Below are 22,292 nucleotides of genomic sequence, written 5' to 3'. Positions count from 1 at the left end.
TGTGCGTCGTGGAGTGGTCTCACTGTCCCGGGCACCCGCCCGCCGGCTTGAGGGTCAGCGTGATGTGCGCGGACCCGGACCGCTTGACGGTGGCCACGTCGGTGGCCGAACTGAGGCCGTCCTTGGACGCGATGACGGTGATCCGTTCGCTCTGCCCGTCGACGGGCAGCCACACGGCGGCCTTTCCGCCGCGGTCGGACTTGCGGGCCAGCGGGGCACCGCTGCCGCCGATCTCCAGATAGGCGCCCTTGAGCGGCTCGCTGCCGCCGGTGCACGCGGCCTGCTCGACGTCCACGGTGACCTTCGCCCAGCCGGGCGGCGGGGTGACCTGGGCGTTCAGCGGTATGGAGAGGGAGGCGTACGGGCTGTCGGTGCGCAGTTGGACGGCGGCGGAGTAGGCGCCGGGCTGGGTCAGCCTGCTGGTGTCCAGGTGCACGGGCAGCGTGGTCCGCTCGCCGGGCTTGAGAGTGACGGTGTCCTTCCCTGCGGACGCCCAGCCGAGGTCGGCGGCGCCGCAGTCGTCGTATCCGGTCAGGTTCTGCACCCTCGGCATACCGGGCCAGCCCTTCCCGGCGCCGCCGACGACGGTCAGGCCGCAGGTCGAACCGGCCCGGTACAAGGGGTACTTGGTGTCGGGCAGGGGAGACCAGGCGTTGCCGGCAGGGTCGTAGGCGAAGCCCTTCGCGGTGGTACGGCCGTCGTCGCCGATGCCTCCGGTGACCAGGAGCTTTCCGCCGCCGGTGTAGTAGGAGGCGGCCCAGGTGCCGGCCGGCACGTCGGCGATGCGCGACCAGTGGTCGTAGGCCGGGTCGTAGACGAAGGCGTCGGTGCGGATGCCGGTGCGTACGTCGATGCCGCCCGCGCAGTAGAGCTTGCCGGCCAGGGCGCCGCAGGACGACCAGGAGACGGGCACGGGGTAGTCGGCCGCGGTGCCCCAGCGGTCCTTCTGCGGGTCGTAGACCTGGACGTCGGTGCGGCCGCAGTCGCCCTGCAGGGTGCCGTTGTCGACGCAGCCGCCGATCACGTAGAGCTTGCCCTGGAGCACGGCCCGGGACATGCCGCCGTACGCCTTGGGCAGTGTGGCCGCCTGGGTCCAGGTGTTCTTCCCCGGGTCGTAGATCTCGGTGGAGGGCAGCTCCCGGACACCGGCCGACCAGCCGCCGGTGACGATGAACTTCCCGTCGATGAACGCGGACGCGCCGGCCTGCCGGGCGGTGTTCATCGGGGCGAGGGCGGTCCAGTTTTGGGCGACGGGGTCATAGCGGTAGGCCTTCGCGGTCGTACCGGACCCGTCGTAACCGCCGGCCGTGTAGATCTCGCCCCGGTACATACCGGTCGCGGGGTCCATGATGCCGGTCGGGTACGGGGCGAGTGTGGCCCAATCGCCGTTGCCGGCACCGGAGTTGTCCGGTGTCAGCGTGGGCTGCGGTCCTGCGGCCGCCCGTCCGGCGGTGTCGGCGGACAGGAACCCGGAGACGGGCTTGCCGCCGGGGACGGCGCGCGCCGAGGCGGCGGAGTCGTCAGCGGCGCCGGCTGCCTTGGTGACCTCGGCGGCCTTCGTGGCGGCCTTGGGCTGGGCGGGCTCGGCCTGGCCGCCACTGCCGGTGGCGGTCGTGGCGAGACCGTCGCCGGACAGGCCGGTGCGCACGGTCAGCGGCGCCTTGCCGGTGTTGGTGAGCGTCAGGGTCTCGCCGGTGCTGCTGCCCAGGCGCACGGTCGGGTCGAGCGAGGACTGCTTGACGTCGAGCCGTCCGGCCTGGAGCGTGAAGTCGGCCGAGGACACCTGGTCCTTGTGCACGGTGACGGTCTTCTCGGCCGAGGCGTAGCGGTCGTGCCCCGCCGAGACCTGGTGTGTGCCCGCGGGCAGGAACGCGGTGTACAGGCCGTCGCCGGTCTTCGGGTCCTCGGTGGTGGGCACCGAGCGGGCGTCGCCCGCGCCGGGCGCGGTGACGGTGGCGGCGGCGACGGGTCCGCCGGTGTTGCCGTCCTTCACCTGACCCACAAGGAGGCCGCCGTCGACGGCGGCGCAGGCGGGGTCACCGACGAGTACGTCGTCGATCATCCACCACTGGTCGAAGGAGCCCTTGTAGTTGAAGCGCACCCGGACCTTGTCGTGGCCGGCGGCCTGCGGCAGCGGGAGGCTGAGCGAGGCGACCAGATTGGACTTCTGCCGGGTCCACAGCTGCGTCCAGGTGGTGCCGTCGTCGGTCGACAGGTCGATGGTGGCGACGGAGCGGGTCCAGGAGGGGCCCTGGTACTGGGTCTCGAACTGCAGGACCGGCTTGTCGACCTGGGTCAGGTCGACCGCCGGGGTGATCAGGTCGGAGTCCTGGGTGCGCTGGTAGCCGTAGAACTCGCTGTTGACAGAGGCGAAGTTGCCCGAGCCCTTCGGAGTGCGGTTGCCCAGCGGGGTGGGGTCGTCGAACTCCCAGCCGCCGCCGTCGGCGTGCTGGACCACCGTCCAGCCCTTGGGCTTCTCACTGGAGTCGAACGGTTCGAAGAGGCCGCCGACGGAGTAGCCGGGCGCCACACAGCGCTCGGTGACCACGGCGAGTGCGAGGTCCACGGTGTCGTCGGCCGTGAACGGCACTTCGCGGGTCAGGGACCGATAGCCGGCCGACTGGGCGTCGACGCGCAGCGTGTACCGCGCGGTGGCCGGCAGCGTGATCTCGTACGCGCCGGTCGCCGGGTCGCTGAACCAGGGGCCCGCAGCGGTGACACCGACCGCGCTGATCTTGGCGTAGAGGCCCCAGCCGTGCCCGGAGGCGTCGCTGACCTTGCCGTGGATGGTGGTGGTCGGTGCGGCCTTCAGGGCGATGTTCTCGGTCACCGTCCTGTCGGCGACGGCGGTGACGGTGCGCTGGACGTCCTGGTAGCCGAAGGCGGTGACGGCGACGGTGTACTCGCCGGCCTGGAGGCGCAGCCGGTAGCCGCCGTCGGCGTCGGTGTTCAGCCGGCGGTCGTTGATGTGCAGCTCGGCGCCGACGACGGGTTCTCCGGTCGCGGCGTCGGTGACCTTGCCGGTGACGATGCCGGTGCCCTCGCGGGGCGCGGCGGTGATGGCGGCCAGGGCGTCGAGCTTGCCCTCGCCCCAGACGTTGTTGTTGCCCGCGGTGCCGCCGCAGCTGGTGTCGTTGACGTCGACGGCGGTGGAGTCCAGCAGCTCACGCGTGGCGGTGATGTCCCCGGCCAGGGCGGGCGCCGCCGACCAGAGCAGCGCGACCGCGCCCGCGGTGTGCGGGGCCGCCATGGAGGTGCCGTTCATGTACGCGTACGAGTTGCCGGGGACGGCCGAGCGGATGCTGACACCGGGCGCGGCGATGTCGGGCTTGATCGCGCCGTTCTCGCCCTGGCCGCGGGAGGAGAAGGAGGCGATGACGCCCTTGGAGTCGAAAGCGCCGACTGCGTAGGAGATGGCGTAGTCGCCGGGGCTGCCCGCGGTGTTGCAGGCGGGTCCGGCGTTGCCGTTGGCGAACACGGGGAAGATGCCGGCGGCGATCCAGGCTTTCACGGAGTCCTGGTACCAGTCCTCGACGGCGATGCCGTTGTCGTTGCCCCAGGAGTTGTTGATGATGTCGGGCCGCAGCTCGGGGCGCGGGTTGTTGCCGCTCAGGTCCGTGGGGGCGAGCATCCACTGCGCGGAGGCAAGCAGCGCGGACTCGGAGCAGGTCCGGCCCTCGCAGCCCTTGGCGGAGATCCACTTGGCGCCCGGGGCGACACCGATACGGGCGTTGCCGGCCAGGCCGCCGGTCATGGTGCCGATGGTGTGGGTGCCGTGTCCGGCGTTGTCGCACGGCGCGAGCGAGGGGGAGCCGCAGACGCCGCTCGGGTCGAACCAGTTGTAGTTGTGGTCGTAGCTGCCGTCGCTGCGGGTGCCGCGGTAGGAGTCGCGCAGCGCCGGGTGGTCGTACTGGGCTCCGGAGTCGATGGAGCCGATGACCACGCCCTCGCCGCGGCTGCCGAATTCGGACCAGGCGTCGTCGGCGCCGATCGCGTCGACGCCCCACTCGACCGGCTCGGCGTCGTCGGCCGCCGCGACGGCCTTGACCTTCGCGCCCTCGGTCGTGTCGGGCAGCTTGTAGACATGGTCGCTGCGCAGCCGTACGACATTGCCGTCCTCGGCGAGCGACTTCGCGAGTTCGGCTGAACCGCGGGCCACGTAGACGGTGTTGGAGGCCCAGAACGTCCGGTACTCGGCGCCGGACTTCTTCAACTTGGCGAGAACGCCGGACTGCTGGTCGCGGGCGGTCCCGCGCAGCGCGTCGACGACGTTCCGGCCCTGTTTCTCGCGTCCCTTGGCGGAGCGGGCCGCGCTCAGGTCGGCCTTCTCGTCGAAGCGGATCCAGAACGGGGTGGCCGGGTCCTTCTGCAGAGCGGCGGCGAGATCACTGTCGATCTTGTCGGTCGCGTCGGCCTGCTGGGTCCCCAGGGTGGCGAGCAGCGCGACCATGAGGGCCACGACGAGGGCGAGGACGGGACCGGTTCGCCACCGGCCCGTGAGGTGCGCTCTGGGCATTGCTATGTCAACTCCCGTTCATCACAGAGCAGCTGCATGCACAAAAAAGCGCTGCTGACGCTCGCAGCACGGTGACGGGCAGGCAATGTGCGCCCTGATACGGGTTTACGCCTTGGCGTGTATCCGCCATAGGAAATGAAGGACGTTCCTCATCGGGTGCCGGGATAAAGTGCACCCGTGGAACGGATCTCGGTGGTGGGCGTCACCGGCGCGGGCAAATCCACGCTCGCCCGTGCCCTGAGCGGTCGACTGGGCCTGCCCTACCACGAGATGGACGCGCTGTACTTCAACGGTCCCGACTGGGCCGTCAACGACCAGCTGGCCGAAGACGTTTCACGACTCACCGCGGAGCCTTACTGGATCATCGACTCGCTCGGCTATCCGGAAGTCCGCGACCTGCTGTGGGACCGGGCCGACACCGTGATATGGCTGGACTATCCCAAACGCGTCATCATGCCCCGCGTCCTGCGCCGGTCCTTCCGGCGCACCGTGAGACGCGAGGTTCTGTTCGGCGGCAACAGGGAGACCTGGCGGGACTGGCTGAGCAGGGAACACCCGGCCTGGTGGGCGTGGTCCCAACACGGGCCCCGCCGCCGTGAGATCGAGCGCCGTGCCGGCGATCCCCGCTTCGCCCCTCTCGACACCCTCCGCTTCGGCCACCCCGACGACACGGCGGCCTGGCTGGCATCTCTCCCACGCGGGAAATGAGGCGTCGCGGGAGTTCCCGTGGCGGGCACCTTCAGGGCGACTCGTTCAGAAGCCGTTCGAGGTGGCTTTCCAGGTCCAGTGCCTCGGTCTCACGGGCGGCCGGCACCATCTGGTAGGTGCGGTACAGCCAGTGCGTGAGGGCCGGGAGCGCGGCGATGAGGTGGGCAGAGCCGCCCGGTGGACTGAGGAGAATGTGCAGGAGGGCTTCCGGGCCGGTTCCGGTCGGCCACACCCTCACGTCGCCCTCTCCGCTGGCCGCCAGCATCCCTCGGGCAAGCAGCTCGCGTGAGATGACCCAGGACACGGGGCTCAGGGCGAGGCCCTGGAAGAGGAACTCCACCACGAGTGGGTCCTGCGACCTGTAGAGCAGGTGGGTCGGTACCGGGAGCCGTGTGCCCTGGGGTGACACGAGCTCCATGCCGAGCATGTGGTCTACGCAAGTGATCATGGCTCTGTGTGCGTCTGGTCGACGGAAGGGGCGGCGGTGGCCGCCGAACCTTCGCTTGAGGTGCGGGGGAGGCATCCGGTCTCATGGCCGCCGCTGTCCCTTGAGCGACCCCGAATGCCGCCCCCGCCGTTCTGTGACATCGGCCCGCAACGGGCCGGGGTGGCTCGGGCTGCGTCACTTGCCCACCGACATGCGGCAGCCCGAGCGGTGGCGGTCCTGGTGACCGCGGTCCTCAGTGGTGTGAAGCGTCGTGGTGCTTCAGGCCGCCCTGGTAGGTGTGGCCGTCGGCCCAGCGGAGCTGGTCGAGAACCCACTGCCGACGGCCTTCGTCGATCCGCGCCCGGTCACCGTCATGCTTGTCGTGACGGATCCAGTGGCGGTCGCCGTGGTGGTTGTGCCGGTCCTCTTTGTGGTGGTCGGAGATACGGACCGCCGAGACGACACCCGACTGGCTGCTGCTCGGGTACGTCGCAGCCGATGCGGAGCCGCCGGTGGCGAGAAGCCCGGCTGCCGCGACGGCGGTCGAGATGATCGCGACGGCAACCCCACGAACAGTCCTGCTTGCCATGGTGTTTCCTCTCTTTCCTCGCTCCACGATGCGAACGGGAAAATTGGTGCTTATATGCCTCACTGGGCACTGAAGACCCTAACCCCGACTTGTTGAACGGTGAACTAAGTCGGGCGTGAGGTGCACCACGCGCCGAGGAGTCGTCGCGCCGGAATATTCCTACGGCCCCCGCTGTTGCGAGCCGGTTCTCGGACGGCGGCCGGGGCCCGCTCCCTCCGGCTGTGCCACGTCATGGCGAGCAACTCGCCGAGTCCACGGGCGCGTTGGAACACCGCGCAAGACCAGGCCCTGCCGTGAGCGTGGTCGCACAAGAGGCGCCTGACGATCGAAAGACCAGGTCAGGCGCCGTTTTCTGGTGTCTCGAAGAGGCTGGGCTCCGGGAGGGCTCGGAGTCTCGTGTCAGACCTGGAGCGGTTCGGGGAGTGTCGGCCCGATTACGGCGGGCCGGAATCCTTCCTGTGCTCCGGACGGTGCTGTCACCAATCGTCGCCGTCGTCGGTGAGCACCAGGAAGCTGCCCACGACGCCATCGTCACCGAACAGGCTCCCTTGGACGGTGCGGGTCACCACGCCATTGGTGGCGCCGTGGGGACCCACGGTGGCGACCGGAGCGCCGTTGTCACAGGTGAAGCCACGGAAGACCTCGATGGTCCTCCGGCTGTCGTTGAAAACGTTGAAGCTGCTGGAGCCCAGTCCGCTGGCCGTGGTGATGCAGCCTTCGGCGGCAGCGGAGTACACGCGGTCGTTGAAGTAGATCCTTCCCTCTTCTTTGCGGCCGAAGTCGCGTCCGCCGCCATCGCGTCCGCCGCCATCGCGTCCGCGGCCCCCGTCCTTCTCTCCGCCTGGGCCGCCGCCGCTCTCGGGAGCGGCGGCAGGGGCGGCCCGCTGGTCGGGCTGGGCGGCTGGTTTCTCGGGCTTGGCCGCCCGGTGGACAGCTGCGGCCGGCTGGTGGACAGATGGGGACGCCGGGGAGGATCCGGAGGTCGCGGCGTAGGTGATACCGGTGGCTGCAAGGACCGCCGCGCCTACGGCGGCAGCGGCCACAGCAAAGGTACGCGTGGGCATGTCACTTCTCTCTGTCTCACGGACGTCGGTCGAGTGACCGACCTGAGATGAACGTAATGACACCCCTACTAACTGTCATTTCGGACATGTTCAATGCGTGACATCATGAGCCCAGCCGGGGGAAAACGCGGCCATCACTGCATAGACGAAGACGCCGAACGATTGTTGTCCTTCTCGGTACCCACGTGCCGCTCCGCAGTCGACGACGTACGTGCCCGTCGGTACCGGCTTCTCCGCGACGCCGACGATGCCCCCCGGTTGGGCTGCCAGGGGAGGAAGTTCAGGAAGAAGGCTGGATCTCTCCCGCGAAGACGACGATCTGATCGATGAGGTTTCGCCGCAGGTGGACGACGTCCGTCCCCGCCAGGCGAGGGCCCTCGTCCGGTGTGGTGAAGACCCACCGGTACCGGGCCCACTCATCCGGCATATCCACCCCCGAGCAGCGGACCATCGTGCCACTTCCTGCCGGGTGGTGCCGGATGTCCAGCACAAAGCGCTCGACGGACTCGATCCCCTCGCTGCGCCCCAACGGTCCCCAAAAGATCACATCCGAAGTCAGGGACTGGGACAGCAGAGCCGTCACATAGCTGTCGTCCGAGGCGTTGAAAGCGGAGATGAATGTATCGATCGCGGACTGAGCGGTCTCTTCGTGCATGCACCAGTCATACCAGGTGGTTCGCGCAACGGGACCTTTCACGAGTGTATTTGGGGACCATCCGCCGGGCCGGCGTGAGTTCGAATTCCTCATCCGATCCCTTGCAGCCGGGGCCCGTGTGCCATGGCGTTGACTGGCGGCGCACGCTCGTTCCGTGCTCCGCCCGTCAGCGCCGGACTGTCCGTCAGCGGGCTGTGCCGCCGAACGCCACGTCGTCCGCGCGGACGGTGGCCACCATGTTGGCCGAGGTGAGGGTGCCTGACGCGGGGTCGGCCGTCACGCCGGTGACCGGCAGTCCTTCCGAGGTCTGGGGCGGGGCGTCGGGGACGGCGTCCGGCAGCACGGTGATCCGACCCCGCACGTGCCCGGCGCACGGCGTGCCCCCGAGGTCCAGACCGGTGAGCCGCAGGACCACGGACGCGCCGGTCAGCCGCCCCGAGGCGGGCCTGGTCCCCTGTCACGGTGACCTCGTCGAACCGGCCCCGCGCGAGGCTCACCAGCGCGGAGCAGGCAAAACCACCCATGAATATCAATTTTCGCCGGAAATTGGTGCTCTGTGCCCAATGCCCCGCCTTGTTCCCGGCTTGTAGCGTCGTGTGCACGACCCGATCAGACGCGATCCGATCCCCGCAGCGCAGAGCCGAACGGAAGGAACGCGGCACATGAACGCGACACACGGCACAGCACACGGTACGGGCGAGGGCGTCCTGGGCGCCGTGGGCGGGGCGGGCAGATCGGAGTCGGGCAGGCCGATGACCGCGGCGTCGGCGACCGCGGGATGCTCGTACAGCACGTCCTCGAGTTCGTGGGGGTACACGTTGTAACCGCCCCGAATGATCACGTCCTTTGTCCGTCCGACGATCCAGAAGTATCCGTCCTGGTCGACCCGGCCGAGGTCACCGGTGTAGAACCAGCCGTCCCGGATGGCGGCTGCGGTCTCCTCGGGGCGTTGCCAATACCGCTTCATGACGTTGTGCCCGCGGATCGCGATCTCGCCGACTTCCCCGTGCGGTACCTCCGTGCCGTCGCCGACCACCCGCATCTGGACGCCCCGGATCGGGGTGCCGACCGAACCGGGCCTGGGCCCGGCTTGCACGGTGTTGAACGAGGCGACAGGCGAGGTTTCCGAAAGTCCGTACCCTTCGAGCACGGCGCAATGGAACGCGGCCTGGAAGGCGTGCAGCACCTGGACCGGCATCGCCGCGCCGCCGGAGAGGGACAGCCGCAGCCGGGAGACGCCGTAGGCGTCCAGGTCGGGCTGCTGCAGCAGTCTGCCGAAAACCGTCGGCACCCCGGCGAAGACGGTCACACCGTGTCCGGCAAGGATCGCCAGTGCCTTTTCGGCGTTGAAGCGCGGCAGCAATGTGAGGCACGCACCGGAGGCGACGGCGGAGTTGAGAGTGCAGGTCTGCCCGAACGCGTGGAACAGCGGCAGCCCACCGAAGATCACGTCGTCGGCAGTGAGCCGAAGCAGCTCGGTGGCCACGATGTCGCAGTTGCGGGTGAGGTTGGCGTGGGTCAGTTCGGCGCCCTTCGGCTGACCGGTGGTTCCGGATGTGTAGAGCACCACGGCGGTGTCGTCCTCGTGCCGGTCGGTCACGTCGTCGGCGGAGGGGGCGGATGCGAGGAGCCCGTCGAATCCGCTGGGCTCGACGACGACGACGTCGGCCTCGGCCTGCCGCGCACCGGTCCGTGCCTCGTCGGCGAAGGCGTGCCAGGCGAACAACAGCCGGGCCCCCGCGTCGCCGAGGTGGTAGGCGACCTCCCGGGACTTGAGCAGGGGGTTCATGGGAACGACGATCCCACCGGCCCGGAGTACGCCGAAGTAGGCGATCGCGAACTCCGGAGTGTTGGGCAGCATGATCGCGACCCGGTCGCCCGGTTTCACGCCGCGGTCGCGGAGCAGTCCGGCCATATGGGCGCTGTTCTGGTCGAGCGTGCGATAGGAGACGGTGTCGGCACCGAGACGCAGCGCGGCGCGATCCGGGTGAGCGCGGGCGCTGCGGATCACGTTGGACGCGAGATTCATACCGGATCCCCTCTCCGAGATCTCCGGGAGAACCCTCGACGAAGCCGACGCTACGCCCTGAGCAGGTGCCGTGCCACCGTCCGGCAATGAGGGCAATCCTCCTGGTCAGGTGGTGTGACTGACCTGGAAACGCTCCGCGGCTTGCCGCAGGTTTACCTGCCTGCCGCCTCACGCGTCCCCGGGGTGCGCGGACAAGGTGAGCCGCAAAACGATCTCGCCGTCGTAGATCTCCCCGGTGGGCTCGAACCCGAGCTTCTGGTAGAAGGGCAACGGTTCGCCGTCGCCGGTCTCGTAGCTGGTCAGCAGCTCGGTGCCGCCGTCCGCGCGCACCAGGTCGGCGATCTGCGTGAGCGCGTCCCGGCCGATCCCTCGCCCCTGGTACCGCTTGTCGACGAGGAGGCGCCAGATGAAGTGCCGTCCCTCGAAAGGACCGGTCGGCGGCTTCCAGGACAGCATCACGAAGCCGACGGGCTCGTCGCCGCGGTACACGGCCCGGTACCAGGGATTCGCCTCCGCGCCCTTCGCCGCATCCTTGAGCGACCTGGACACGGAGGCGACGAACTGCTTCTGGTCGCGGCGGACGCGCAGGGCGCGAACGGCATTCCGGTTGTCGTCGGTGATCTCCCGTAGGTGCACGCCTGGGGACCTCATGCCACACCCCTTCCTGGATCCGGCAACCGCGCCGTCCGGGCCGATGTGAAGAGCCGCCGCCGCAGCGTATGCGACACAGGCGATCCGGAACGTGACCGGCGCGCCGGGCTGTGTTCGGCATGGTGACGTTCCTGACCGAGCCGCAGGGCAGTACCTCTGACGCCGCGGGAGTGACAGGGCTCACACCAGCCTTGCCCAACAGGCCCAGACATCGGGGAAGTTCAGCCCTACTTGAGTTCCGGGAGGACCGGCACGATCGATGTGCCGGTCGTGTCCGCACGGCGGACCACCGGCTGCGACGGCGTGCGCCGTCCCCTGTCTGCCCGCACTGCAAAGGAGAGCCATGCTTTCGCCCGAGTCGGCCGCCGTCGTCCGTGCCACCCTGCCCGCCGTCGGCGGTGCACTGGACGAGATCACGACCCGCTTCTACGGCACCATGTTCGCCGATCAGCCCGAACTGCTGGACGGCCTGTTCAACCGCGGCAACCAGGCAAGTGGCGAGCAGCGTCAGGCGCTGGCCGGGTCCATCGCGGGCTTCGCCACGGCGCTGCTGGCCGACCCCGACACCCGCCCGGACGCCCTGCTTGCCCGGATCGCCCACAAGCACGCCGCTCTCGGCGTCACCGAGGACCAGTACACGATCGTCCACAAGTACCTGTTCCGCGCGATCGGTGACGTCTTGGGTGAGGCGGTCACCTCGGAGGTGGCCGCGGCCTGGGACGAGGTGTACTGGCTGATGGTCGGCGCCCTCATCGCCCGGGAGGCCCGCCTCTATCAGGAAGCGCAGGTCGACCCGCGTAAGCCGTGGCGTCAGTGGACCGTCGTGGAGCGGCGGGAGGAGACTCCGGACGTGGTGTCCTTCCTGCTGCGCCCGGCCGACGGCGGCCCGCTCCCCGCGGCCCGCGCCGGCCAGTACGTCAGTGTCCGGGTGCTCATGCCCGACGGCATCCACCAGACCCGCCAGTACACCCTGTCCAACGCCCCCGGCGACCGCCTGCGGCGCATCACCGTCAAGCGGGTGGCGAGCGTCGCCGACGCCCCCGAGGGCGAGGTCTCCAACCAACTGCACCGCGATGTCCGGGCAGGCGCCGAACTCACCCTGTCGGCCCCGTTCGGCGACGTGGTCCTCGACGACGCCGACACCCCGCTCGTGCTGGTCTCCGCCGGAATCGGCTGCACCCCCATGGTCGCCATGCTCGAACACCTCGCCGCCACGGGTTCGGCTCGACCGGTTCATGTCCTGCACGCCGATCTCACCGCGGCCGATCACGCCCTGTGCGCCGAGACTCTGCGCCTCGTGGACCAACTTGCCGACGTACGAACGGAGTTCTGGCACGAACGGGGCGCCGCCGAGGAAGCCAGTTCCCGCGCGGGCCTGATGGACCTCGCCGGTCTGGACCTCCCCGCCGACGCGGACGTGTACCTGTGCGGCTCCCTCCCTTTCATGCGCGCCGTCCGCACCCAGCTCCTCCAGGCCGGCATCCCCGCCCGCAGCATTCGCTACGAGGTCTTCGGCCCCGACCTGTGGCTGGCTGACGCCGAAGGCTGAGAGCCGGACCGCCGTACGCCGCACGCCGCACGACAGCATGGCGCCCCCGGGCCGCCAGGTCCTGTCCTCAGGGACCTGGCGGCCCGTTCACAGCAGGCTGCAGGCGGCCGGGGACGGGGGCAGAGACCGGACGGCGGCGAGTACGGTGGGCCGGGCGGCGGCCAGTTCGGCGGCCGGGTACTGCAGCGACAGCAGCCGCAGCACCAGCGCCCGGTCCCTGGCCTCCTCCGGTGTGAGCCGGGACGGGCGGCGCACGGCCGCCCGCAGGCGGGTGCGGACCCGGGCGGGCACTGTGGGGGGAAGGGCGTTCACGGGCGGCCTCCGGCGGGGGTGTCGGGGTTGCGGCGGCGCAGGGTGGGGATGCCGAGCATGACCCTGCGCCCGGCCGGTTCGACGGAGGACTCCACCGGGCAGCGGTTCTCCATGGCGGTCAGCGCGGCGGCGTCCGGGCGCCCCAGCGGCTGGTGTAGGCCGGGTCGACGGCGACGACCGTGACGCCCAGCTCGGCCGCCATCGACACTAGCCGCGCCCGCAGCCGCGCCGTCGGCATCCCGGAGATCAGTTTGCGGAACCGCTTCCGTCTGCCGTGTTTCTCCCGGGTCTTGTCGGCGGCGAAGTCCAGGTCCTCGATCGCGAGGGCCAGGCCGTGCCGTGCGGTCCAGCGCAGGAGGCGGATCAGGGCATGGCGCACCTGCGCGTCGCGGTGCTGTGCGGTGCCGTCCAGCTGGTAGTCGAAGCGGCGGGGTTCGCCGACGGGGTTGCCGTGCTCATCCAGGCGCCAGGCGGCCAGGTGGTCGGCGTTCATGTCCACCCCGGCCAGCCCACCCGCACGAGCCGCCTGCAGCGGCATGGTTCTGACCGGCGGGTTCTGCCAGGAGGCGGTCACGTACCAGCGGTTTCGGCTGGTGTCGTAGTGGATGCGGTAGGCCACCGCCCGGTTCGCGGCGACGCGGTCGGCCCACTGCCCGTCCCGGTGGCGGAATACGACCCGGCAGGCGAGCACGTACCGGCCGTGAGGCGCGTTCGCCAGCCCCGCCAGCGGCGCCGGAAGCCGGATGCTCACCTCCCCGGTCGGGGTGACACGGATCGTCTCGTTCCCGAACTGCTTCCCGGACTCGCCATCGGCCTGCAGGAACCACCGCCCGGCCTCCCACCGCAACCGCCAGCCGACCTCGGTCAGCCCGGCGGCTTCGAGGTGGTGCCGGTTGCGGAGCAGCTTCTTGCCGCCGCGCACCACCCGCACCCGTCCGGCCTCCCAGTCGGCCCGTACCTGCTCCAGCCGGTCCTGAAGCACGTGCAGCCGCCGGGACTTGGCAAACCACTCCCGCCGGGAGCGGTAACCGCCCGGCACCCCCTTGAAGCCCTTGGCCCCGACGGGCTGAGCGAGCCGGTGCGTGATCGTCTCGATGCCTGCCTGCAGACCTTGAATGTGGGCGAGCTGCCCGCGCCGGGCCAACGCCCACTGGTCGTGCGTGGACTTGGTGATGCTGCCCGCCCACCGCGAAGACGAATCGCCGGTCAACGCCCGCTTGCGCCGCGCCCACTGCTCACCGTCCTGGCCCAGCCCGGCCGCGCAGCGCGCCTTCAAGTCGCGGGAGGCCAGCGAGCCGAGCAGACTGCCGACCAGGCGCAGGACCGTCTCGTCCTGCCCGGTCAGGCCCTTGAGACTGGAGCGGATCGCCACCCCGGACGGGCCGGGCACCACAAACGGCGCCGCCACCTCACGCAGCCCACCCATTGCCCATCCCCGCCCGATGCCGAAGAACTCCTCGCCACACCCAACGACCACCCCCGGTCAAAGGTCACGCATTCGAAACCAGAACTCCCGGTCGCCTCCAAAGACCACGCCCTCACCCACGCCACGCACACTCATACGCACCAGAACACGCCCAGCCACTGTCAAACGCCAGCAGTTCACAACCCCTCCCACTGGGGATCACCTTCACCGAAGACAGCGCGTCCGTCGGCCGACACCTCGCGACGGGTCAGCAGCCGACGGGCGGCCAACGGCCAGTCCTGCCCTGCGCGCCGCTGCGACGGACGCGCGATCTCGTCGTTCTCCATGGCCACGAACGCTAGGCGCCGGGCCCTGCTCCGGGCCCGGGGCCGAACGGCCCTACCGGGACACCTACCGGCCCGTTCCTCACCTCCGTCCCGCCTGAACATCCCCTGCGCCGAGGGCCGTTCGGAGCCATGACAGGGGCCATGGGGCAGTGCCCGAGGGCCGGTCGGCTCAGGCGACGACCGCCGCGGCACGGCGATCCTGGCCTGTGACCGGCCGAGAGTGGCCACGGGCCGTCAGGTCCGGCTGTCCGGCCACGTCTTCTCGCGTCCACGGGTTGAGGCAGCCGCGGCGCGCTCCTGGTCCGGTCGCCGTCCGGCCCGGTGCCATCGGCCGGGCGGTGGTCCGCCATGTCCCCGTACCGGTGCCCGGCCGCCTGGTGCGCTGCGTCGGGGATGTGGCGGATGGCCCCCTTTCCCAGCCGGCCGCGGACACGCCCGTAGAAGGCGCTTCCGGATCACATCGCCCTGAGATGGTGGAGGGCATATCGGGTGGCGAGGCGGAAGAGGGCGGTGGCTGTGGCGGTGTGTGCGGTTGCGGTGGTGCGGAGAAGGAGGCCGTGCCCGAACTCGACGTGCGGTCCATACCTATGCCCTGCGTCATGCCACGGTCTTCGGCGCGCTCGACGCGGTCCCGGCCGGCGGCACCATGGCGCTCGTCGCGCCGCACGACCCGCTGCCGCTCAGCGCCCTCGTACACGCCGAGTCCACCACCAGGAAATCCAGGCCAACGAAAAAACACAGGAGGGCATGTCATGGATGTTGTGCACCGCCGGGCCGGCGCACTGGTCGGGATGGCCGGCGCGGCCCTGATGGTCGCCGGACCCGGCATGGTCCTGCGCGGCCGTATGGGCCGCAAGGAGATCCGTACCGAACTGGCCGCGCAGCGGATCACGTTCCCGGACCACGGGCTGCCCGCCCACCTCGCCGCTCTTGCCGGCCAGAGCGTGGAGACCGGCGCTCAGGCCCACGCCTACGCCGAGCTGATCAAGGATCATGTCGCCAAGGCGACCGGCGGCCGTACCTATGCCGAGATCACCGAAGAGCTGTACGCCGCGGGGAACGACGACGAGAAACTCGCCGAGCTGCGCCAGACCGCCTTCATGGGCGAAACGCTGCGCGGCTCGCTGTTGTCCGCCTACCAGGCCTGGCACCTCACCGCGCTGGTCATGGGCCTGGGCGGCGTGCTGACCGGCCTCGGCGCGGCACTGGTGGCCGCGGCGGACGCCTTGGGCGCGGACTCGCACCGTCGTTGACCGACTCATCCGTCTCCGGGCATGCGGCCGCCGCCATCGCCAACGAGGGCGGCGGCCGCCCCTTGAGTCGTGATCACTGGAACAAGGGACAGTCGGCCCATGTCCGTGGGCTCTTCGGCCGCTGCCCCAGGGCTGCCTGATGCCGGATGCTGGCTGTCGACCGATCCGGAGGTATCCCGTGTACGACCGTGCAAAGCGCCCGCGCGGCCGTCTCCACCGCCGTCCCCCGTGGCGGGAGCCGCGCACGGGCCGGACCGGTCACCGTCCGGCCGCCCGCCACGTCTGCCCTGACTCGCGGGCGGCCGGACGCACGATGCGTACCCATCCTGTACGGAGGCCGCGGTGAGCGGTATACACCCGAGGCCGTGCCCGACCGCGACCCGCGCGAGCTGGACACCGCCGCCGCCAAGGACCTGATCCGTCAGTCGCCCGTTCGGACAGCCCGCCCCGTTGTACGTCATCACCGGCGGGGACCCGTTCCAGCGCCCCGACCTGCTGGAGCTGATCGAGTACGGCGAAGAGGCGGGCGTCCGTGTCGCGGTCCCGTTGTGGACTTTCCGCACCGTCAGTCGGGGCTTCCCGCGTCTGTGATGTGCCGGACGGCCCCCGTCCACTGGTCCGGTGTTTCGGCCGGGACGTGTGGGCAACCGGCGTACGCGACCTCGCGGCCCGGCCGGACGGCAAATCAGGGACCGCCGGACCGGGTGATCAGGCCGGACGGCCCGACCCATGGAGAACTCCTCGCACGAATAGTGGCGTTGGACCGACGGCACGCACCACGCCGTCGGATGGCCGGCGACCGCGGACCCACAGCCGGGGCCGCACCACTGCGACGCGAAGGGACGGGCTGACGATGCTTCAGCCGTCGAGGAAGCAGAACGAGGCAACAGCCGTGTCCGTGTCCGTGTCCGCGTCCGCGCCCGTATCCGGCCGGGCGTGGCTGATGCTGGCACTGGCCACAGTGGGCTTCGCCGTCAACTTCTGGGCATGGGCCCTGCTCAGCCCGCTCGGCCCGCACTTCAAGGACAGCCTGCGTCTGACCTCGTTCCAGCAGTCGCTGCTGGTGGCGGTGCCGGTGGTGGTCGGCTCATTGGGCCGGATCCCGGTGGGCGCGCTGACCGACCGCTTCGGCGGGCGCGTGATGTTCCCCTGCGTCTCGGCGGCCACCGTCGTGCCCGTGCTCTACCTCGGCCTGGCCGGACACTCCTCGCTCACCGCCCTGCTGGCGGGAGGATTCTTCCTCGGCATCGGCGGCACCGCGTTCGCCGTCGGTGTGCCCTTCGTCAACGCCTGGTTCCCGCCCGAGCGGCGCGGGCTCGCGATCGGGATCTTCGGGGCCGGCATGGGCGGCACCGCGATCAGTAGGCTCACCACGGTCAAGCTGGTGAAGGCGCACGGCATGGCCAATCCCTTCTTGATCACCGCCGCCGTGCTGGCGCTCTACGCGGTGGTGGCGGCCCTGGTGCTGCGGGACGCGCCCGGCCGCACGGTGCCCACGGAACCGCTGGCCGGCCGGCTGGCCACCACCCTGAGGCTCGGGATCACCTGGCAGGCGTCCGCCCTGTACGCGGTGGCCTTCGGCGGCTACGTCGCCTTCTCCGTCTACCTGCCTACCTACCTGAAGACCGGCTACGGTCTGGCCCAGACGGACGCGGCCAACCGGATGGCCGGCTTCGTCCTGTTCGCGGTCGCGCTGCGCCCGATCGGCGGCTGGCTGTCGGACCGCATCGGCCCGGTGCGGGTCCTGGCCATGTCCTTGACCGTGGTCCTCGCCGGAGCCTTCGTCCAGGCGTTCACCCCAGGCCTGGCACCGATCGGCACGATCGCCTTCCTCGCGCTGGCCGCCGCACTCGGTGCGGGCAGCGGCGCTGTCTTCGCCTTGGTCGCGCTCATCGCCCCGGCGAACAAGGTCGGCTCGGTCACCGGCGCGGCCGGCGGCCTCGGCGGTTTCATCCCGCCGTTGGTCATGGGCTCGCTGTACGGCGCTTACGGCTCCTACGCCCTCGGCCTGGCCCTGCTGGCGGCGGTGGCGGCCGCGGCGCTCACCCTCACCGGCACCGGCGTACGCCAGTCGGTCACCCGCCGGGTTCCCGCAACCCATGCGAACTGAGCAGGAAGGACAGCGACACCATGTGCGAGTACTGCGGCTGCCAGGCGCTGGAAGCGATCGACGAGCTGACCCAGGAGCGTGAGAGGGTCGTGACGCTCATCAGCCATGTCCGCGACGCCCACGGCGGCGGCAACGTCGCTCGCATGGCGGAGGTCGCCCGCGAGATCGCCGCCCTGCTCGGCCCGCACACCCAGGTCGAGGAGCACGGTCTGTTCCCGGCCCTGGCCGCCGACTTTCCCGAGCAGATGGCCGAACTCCAAGACGAGCACCGGCGCATCGACGCCGTGCTGGCGGAGGCGAACGGACCGTTCCTGGCCGATCCCACCTGGCCGCGGCGGTTGATCGAGACGCTCGACTTGCTGCGTCACCACATCCTCAAGGAGCAGGACGGCGTCTTCCCGGCCGCCCTGGCCTGCCTGACCACCGAGCAGTGGGAAACCGTCGAGGCGGTCCGCGCCCGCACAGGCACCCGCCTGTCGTCGCCGTCACCGTGACCTGACCTCGCGATGCCGGGGCGCTGGGTGCCTTGCCGCAGCTGCGGCTGGACGAGCTGCTGGAGGGCCTGCAGCAGCAGGTGACGCAGGGGCGGGCGGCCCGCGATCGCATCCACACACTGCTGGACGCCGTGCTCGCGATCGGCTCCCACCTGGAGCTGGAGGTGGTGCTCCAGCGCATAGTGGAGTCCACTACGAGTTTGGTCGACGCGAAGTACGGGGCGCCTGGCGTGCTGGGGGAGGAAGGCACGATCAAGCAGTTCCTCACCGTCGGCGTCGATGAGGAGACCATCGCGCGGATTGGTCACTACCCGCGCGGTGAGGGCATCCTGGGACTGCTGATCCGCCACCCGGAGCCGCTGCGCCTGGCCGACCTCGCACGGCATCCCTCAGTCTCCAGGGGCGGGGTTCGGCACGGGGCCCGGAGAAGCTGCGGACGTGCGCGGGTGTTAGCTTCCCTTGCCGTGATGGAGCACCAGGACGAGACCAGGGCGGCCTACGACGGGGTCGTCGAGCTGTATGCGTCGATGTTCGCTGATCGGTTGGAGACGCACCCGTTCTCGCGGAACATGATCGGCACCTTCGCCGAGCTGGTGCGTGGGACGGGGAACCCGCGGGCAGCCGACGTCGGGTGCGGGCCGGGACATCTGACGGCCATGCTGCACGACCTGGGGCTGGACGCCTTCGGGCTCGACCTCTCCCCGGGCATGGTCGACCACGCCCGGCGGGCCCATCCGGCGCTGCGGTTTGACGAGGCGCGGATGGAGGCCCTGCCGGTCGAGGACGGCGCGCTCGGCGGCGTGCTGGCCCACTACTCGATGATCCATACCCCGCCTGAGGAATTGCCCGCACTGCTCGCCGAGCAGGTACGTGTCCTGGCACCAGGGGGCCTGCTCCTGGTCTCGTTCTTCGCGACCGACGGACCGGAGCCGGTCCGCTTCGACCACAAGGTGACGCCCGCCTACAGCTGGCCGGTGGACCGGTTCGCCGAGTTGCTGGCCGGGACCGGGCTCGTCACGTTCGCCCGGCTGCTCCACGATCCGGCCTCCGAGCGGGGCTTCCTCGACGCCCACTTGCTGGCCCGCCGCCACTAGAGCGTGCCCGTGGTCTTCGGGGGCGGGCCGGCGCAGATCACCTAGTGGATGAAGGTCGCCTGCAACCCGGTTCCCAGCCTCCCCGCCCAACGGGCCTCCGCCTCAGCCCGGTTGACCGTGCCGGCCGTGCCGCTGTGTATCGGATCGGTGGTTCCCCGGTGTTCCTGGCCGGGCCACGACGGGCCGCGGCGGGCCGGGCGGCTGCGACGCGTCAGGGAGCCGCATCTTTCCGCCTCCACCTGTGACACCCCTGTGACCGGAACTGTGATCTCCATCGCACACGTGTGGTTCGTGCCTTGATGAGATGACCGCATGCCCAGACTCGTTCCCCTCCACCTGGCTGTCGCTGCGACCGCTCTGCTGCTCACGGCCTGTGGTACGGAGCACGCGGGTGCCGGGAACACCGGTGCCGACGCGGCCGCGTCTCAAGGCGGCGGCATGCGGAGCGACGATCCGGGCAAGGACGGCGTACGGATCACTTCGCTGACCCTCCCGTCGACCGCTCCCTCGCCCACGCGCAGCCACTCCGTCTCCGCCGACAGACTCACCACGGGCTCGGCCCCGGGGGTCTCTGCCGCCTATGAGGTCACGAATGACAGCACCGAGACCCTGACCTACTCGATCGTCTTCACCTTCAAGAGCGATAACGGCGGGGCAGTGACCAACCGGACCGAGACCATACGCGACGTCGGCCCCGGAAAGACCGTGCGGGGCATGGCCCGGGCCGGGGAACTGCCGCCCACCGCACCGCGGGTGACGCAGGTCGAGGTGCTGGATGTGACCAAGGTCCCCGCGGGCGAGGCGCCGGCCGAGCCGGGCACGTGCCCCGCCTCCGGGATCCGGGTCAGCGCGGACGAGGGCGACGCCGCCATGGGGCTGCGCGTCGTGGGCCTTCACCTCGACAATTGCGGGACGCGCGCCTACTCCGTCAAGGGCTACCCGCTGCTGGAATTGCTGGACGACGACCTCGAGCCCGTCGACGGCGTCGAGATCCTCGACGGCAGCGGCGAGATCACCACCGGCGCCGGGCCCGACGAACAGCCCCGCCCTGTCACGCTCGAGCCCGGCGAGTCGGCCACCGCCGGCCTGGTCTGGCGCAACACCACCGAGTTCGGTACGCCGGTCAACGTGCCCTACGTGCGAATCCGGGCGAAGGAGGGTGCCGCCCCGGTGACGGTGACCCCGCACCTCGACCTCGGAACCACCGGAAAGCTCGGGGTCAGACCGTGGAAAAAAGCGGAACGCTAGTACTTCAAGGAGACCCCAGCATTCCCGATTCCCCGTTGGTCGGAGGCGCAGTTCCGAGCCTGTCGGGCTGAGGGCAAAGTCCTTCACGGGCCGCTCGGCGTGGCCATCTGCTTCCGACTGGTACAGCCATGCCAACCATGCGAGGCGGGCCTTCCGCATACGCCAGCGGCTGTCGGCAGCTACCAGGCTCGACGCGTCCTTTGTGTCGTCGTCGAATACTGTTTCCGTGAACTCGCGGGCCTCTCCGGGGGTGAGGCTGGTGGGCTCGCATGTTGAGGTGTCGCGTATTCGTGGCTGATGCCCGCAGCTCCATGACGCTGAGTGAGCCGCCAGGGGCGATCGATCGCGGTCTGGGATGATCGCGCGGTGAGTGATGCGAGGCTGCTGGCTGCGGAGGCTGTTGAGTCACATGTCCGGGCGTTCTTCGAGGGACACTCTGTGGAGGTCGTCGACTACGACCTCGGGCCGGAACGGCGAGAGGTAGCACCCGATCTGCGAGTTCTCGTTGTGGGGCCCGGTCCCCGCAGCGACAGCTGGGCCTATGTGACCGCCGGGTGCTGGGCCGCGACGGAGAAGGGCGGTCATGGATTTGAGTTCGTGATGACCGCTCACGTCAGAGACCAGCGGTTCATCGAGCTCATGGCGATGATCGCCTACTACCACTGCGGAGGACATCAGCTCGACCTGGAGCACAGTATGCCGATGGGTGAACCGTGGGTGCCGGGTTCAACCTGCGATCACCTGCTGATCAGCCTGCCCTATCTCCACGGACCCGGCCTTGAACATTGTCCGATTCCCGGGGGCCACGCCCGCATCCTGTGGGCACTGCCCGTGACGACAGCCGAGATCGTGTTCCGCAGGCGTCACGGGCACGAGGCGTTGGAGCAGCTCTTCGACGAGGCAGAGATCATCCCCACCGATCCGTTCAGGGCGTCGGTCGCCTGAGATTCCGGCCTCCGGCGGTCACCGTTTGTGGTCGCCAGGGGCGTATCGGCTCCAGGTTCGCCGGCTTCGGTGACGAGCCGCGTAGTGGTGACCTGCTGGCGCTGCTTGGCCGAGTGGAAGCCCAGTTCACCGTCCTGCGCGACTTCACCCTCGACGGTATCGACCACACCACCCACAAAAAGCAGGGCAGCATGATCCGCCGCAACAGCATCCGGCGAAACCGTCACGCCGATGACCGGCGTCTACGCTTCGTCGTCGACAGGGCCAACGTCGCCTGACCGTGCAGGAAGGCAGAGAAGATGACCACACAGACCGACCGTGTCGACCACGAGCTGATCCGGGCAGCGGCACACGTCGCGGCCACACGCTGCCGGGGCGACAACCACACCATGGCGGCTGCGGCCCGTGCCCGAGACGGCCGGATCGTCACCGCGGTGAACGCCTATCACTTCACCGGAGGCCCCTGCGCGGAGCTGGTCCTGATCGGCACTGCTGCCGCCCAGGGCGCGTATGACCTGGACACCATCGTCGCCGTGGGTGACCGCGATCGAGGCGTCGTGCCCCCCTGTGGCCGCTGTCGCCAGGTCCTCCTTGACTACTTTCCAGCCCTCAAGGTCATCGTCGGGACAAAGGACCGCCTCCGGACGGTGCCCGTCACCGACCTGCTTCCCGAAAGCTATATCTGGGCGGACCACCAGCTCGACGCTGAGGCGAGCGCACCACTCAGCACGAGCTGACGCCCCAGGCGGGTACAGGGCAAACGTTGCCTGAGGCGGCACTAGTAGTACTTCGTTAGGTTGATTTGATCTTGGGTGCCGAGTCCGGCAGGCTGCCCGTGTGGACTTGGGGGAGATCGAGCAACTCCGGGGTGAGTTGGCCGCGTTCGTGGCCGAGGT

At 69.9% G+C, this 22,292-nt stretch carries 20 protein-coding genes and 3 pseudogenes; 12 read left to right on the top strand and 11 right to left on the bottom strand.

From position 1 onward, the window contains the following. Nucleotides 1–19: 19 nt before the first annotated feature. The gene (locus ACIQFZ_RS37490; RefSeq protein ID WP_402693343.1) at nt 20–4,516 is read right to left on the bottom strand and encodes a S8 family serine peptidase; all 4,497 of its coding nucleotides are present in this window, start codon (nt 4,514–4,516) and stop codon (nt 20–22) included. 177 nt (nt 4,517–4,693) lie between these two features. On the opposite strand from ACIQFZ_RS37490, the gene ACIQFZ_RS37485 reads away from it, so the two are divergent. After that, nucleotides 4,694–5,224, top strand: coding sequence for an adenylate kinase (locus ACIQFZ_RS37485; protein WP_402693342.1), 531 nt, complete (start codon nt 4,694–4,696; stop codon nt 5,222–5,224). 31 nt (nt 5,225–5,255) lie between these two features. Here ACIQFZ_RS37485 and ACIQFZ_RS37480 read toward each other — a convergent pair whose 3' ends face one another. The 7 genes from ACIQFZ_RS37480 to ACIQFZ_RS37450 form a co-directional block, all read right to left on the bottom strand. Beyond that, the gene (locus ACIQFZ_RS37480; RefSeq protein ID WP_383063281.1) at nt 5,256–5,672 is read right to left on the bottom strand and encodes an SsgA family sporulation/cell division regulator; all 417 of its coding nucleotides are present in this window, start codon (nt 5,670–5,672) and stop codon (nt 5,256–5,258) included. Between the two features lie 232 nt (nt 5,673–5,904). Beyond that, entirely contained in the window at nt 5,905–6,240 is a 336-nt protein-coding gene (locus tag ACIQFZ_RS37475; RefSeq protein WP_383063284.1) for a hypothetical protein, read from the bottom strand. A 476-nt stretch (nt 6,241–6,716) separates the two neighbouring features. Further along, nucleotides 6,717–7,283 (bottom strand): hypothetical protein, encoded by a 567-nt coding sequence (locus ACIQFZ_RS37470; RefSeq protein ID WP_402693341.1) that lies wholly within the window; start codon nt 7,281–7,283, stop codon nt 6,717–6,719. 301 nt (nt 7,284–7,584) lie between these two features. Beyond that, nucleotides 7,585–7,959 (bottom strand): nuclear transport factor 2 family protein, encoded by a 375-nt coding sequence (locus ACIQFZ_RS37465; RefSeq protein WP_365423758.1) that lies wholly within the window; start codon nt 7,957–7,959, stop codon nt 7,585–7,587. Nucleotides 7,960–8,143: 184 nt separating this feature from the next. Next, on the bottom strand, nt 8,144–8,374 hold the full coding sequence (locus tag ACIQFZ_RS37460) for a hypothetical protein (protein WP_402693340.1): 231 nt from the start codon (nt 8,372–8,374) through the stop codon (nt 8,144–8,146). Between the two features lie 114 nt (nt 8,375–8,488). Next, the gene (locus ACIQFZ_RS37455) at nt 8,489–9,988 is read right to left on the bottom strand and encodes an AMP-binding protein (protein ID WP_402693339.1); all 1,500 of its coding nucleotides are present in this window, start codon (nt 9,986–9,988) and stop codon (nt 8,489–8,491) included. Between the two features lie 168 nt (nt 9,989–10,156). Beyond that, nucleotides 10,157–10,639 carry a GNAT family N-acetyltransferase gene (locus ACIQFZ_RS37450; protein WP_402693338.1) on the bottom strand — a complete coding sequence of 161 codons (483 nt, stop codon included), beginning with the start codon at nt 10,637–10,639 and terminating at the stop codon, nt 10,157–10,159. A 343-nt stretch (nt 10,640–10,982) separates the two neighbouring features. Between ACIQFZ_RS37450 and ACIQFZ_RS37445 the strand changes: the two genes are divergently transcribed. After that, nucleotides 10,983–12,188, top strand: coding sequence for a globin domain-containing protein (locus ACIQFZ_RS37445; protein WP_402693337.1), 1,206 nt, complete (start codon nt 10,983–10,985; stop codon nt 12,186–12,188). Nucleotides 12,189–12,275: 87 nt separating this feature from the next. On the opposite strand, the gene ACIQFZ_RS37440 is transcribed toward ACIQFZ_RS37445, so the two are convergent. The 3 genes and pseudogenes from ACIQFZ_RS37440 to ACIQFZ_RS37430 all read right to left on the bottom strand — a co-directional run bounded on the left by ACIQFZ_RS37440 (nt 12,276) and on the right by ACIQFZ_RS37430 (nt 14,252). After that, on the bottom strand, nt 12,276–12,500 hold the full coding sequence (locus ACIQFZ_RS37440) for a hypothetical protein (protein WP_402693336.1): 225 nt from the start codon (nt 12,498–12,500) through the stop codon (nt 12,276–12,278). A 133-nt stretch (nt 12,501–12,633) separates the two neighbouring features. Then, nucleotides 12,634–13,926, bottom strand: a pseudogene (locus ACIQFZ_RS37435) (IS200/IS605 family accessory protein TnpB-related protein); the annotation flags it as partial. A gap of 176 nt (nt 13,927–14,102) precedes the next feature. Continuing rightward, nucleotides 14,103–14,252, bottom strand: a complete 150-nt coding sequence (locus tag ACIQFZ_RS37430) for a hypothetical protein (protein ID WP_365429422.1) — start codon at nt 14,250–14,252, stop codon at nt 14,103–14,105. 526 nt (nt 14,253–14,778) lie between these two features. Between ACIQFZ_RS37430 and ACIQFZ_RS37425 the strand changes: the two are divergent. From ACIQFZ_RS37425 to ACIQFZ_RS37380, 10 genes and pseudogenes are all read left to right on the top strand, one after another. Continuing rightward, a pseudogene (locus tag ACIQFZ_RS37425) lies at nt 14,779–14,904 on the top strand (hypothetical protein); the annotation flags it as partial. A gap of 100 nt (nt 14,905–15,004) precedes the next feature. Next, nucleotides 15,005–15,505: a hypothetical protein gene (locus ACIQFZ_RS37420; RefSeq protein ID WP_402693335.1), complete on the top strand. Its 501-nt coding sequence runs from the start codon at nt 15,005–15,007 to the stop codon at nt 15,503–15,505. A gap of 450 nt (nt 15,506–15,955) precedes the next feature. Beyond that, on the top strand, nt 15,956–16,096 hold the full coding sequence (locus ACIQFZ_RS37415; protein WP_402693334.1) for a hypothetical protein: 141 nt from the start codon (nt 15,956–15,958) through the stop codon (nt 16,094–16,096). Between the two features lie 262 nt (nt 16,097–16,358). Next, nucleotides 16,359–17,615, top strand: a complete 1,257-nt coding sequence (locus tag ACIQFZ_RS37410) for a nitrate/nitrite transporter (RefSeq protein WP_402693333.1) — start codon at nt 16,359–16,361, stop codon at nt 17,613–17,615. Between the two features lie 20 nt (nt 17,616–17,635). After that, the gene (locus ACIQFZ_RS37405; protein ID WP_383063302.1) at nt 17,636–18,109 is read left to right on the top strand and encodes a hemerythrin domain-containing protein; all 474 of its coding nucleotides are present in this window, start codon (nt 17,636–17,638) and stop codon (nt 18,107–18,109) included. A gap of 464 nt (nt 18,110–18,573) precedes the next feature. Further along, nucleotides 18,574–19,203: a class I SAM-dependent methyltransferase gene (locus tag ACIQFZ_RS37400; RefSeq protein ID WP_383062588.1), complete on the top strand. Its 630-nt coding sequence runs from the start codon at nt 18,574–18,576 to the stop codon at nt 19,201–19,203. A gap of 312 nt (nt 19,204–19,515) precedes the next feature. Further along, a complete protein-coding gene (locus ACIQFZ_RS37395) occupies nt 19,516–20,451 on the top strand; it encodes a DUF4232 domain-containing protein (protein ID WP_376653923.1) in 936 nt (311 codons plus the stop codon). A gap of 438 nt (nt 20,452–20,889) precedes the next feature. Continuing rightward, entirely contained in the window at nt 20,890–21,396 is a 507-nt protein-coding gene (locus ACIQFZ_RS37390; RefSeq protein WP_383062597.1) for a suppressor of fused domain protein, read from the top strand. Between the two features lie 104 nt (nt 21,397–21,500). Next, a pseudogene (locus tag ACIQFZ_RS37385) lies at nt 21,501–21,674 on the top strand (transposase); the annotation flags it as partial. A gap of 21 nt (nt 21,675–21,695) precedes the next feature. Further along, nucleotides 21,696–22,133 (top strand): cytidine deaminase, encoded by a 438-nt coding sequence (locus ACIQFZ_RS37380; protein WP_365429442.1) that lies wholly within the window; start codon nt 21,696–21,698, stop codon nt 22,131–22,133. Nucleotides 22,134–22,292 lie beyond the last annotated feature (159 nt).

Source organism: Streptomyces sp. NPDC093064 (assembly GCF_044754605.1).
Lineage (GTDB): Bacteria > Actinomycetota > Actinomycetes > Streptomycetales > Streptomycetaceae > Streptomyces.
This window is presented reverse-complemented; position numbering and strand designations above follow the sequence as displayed.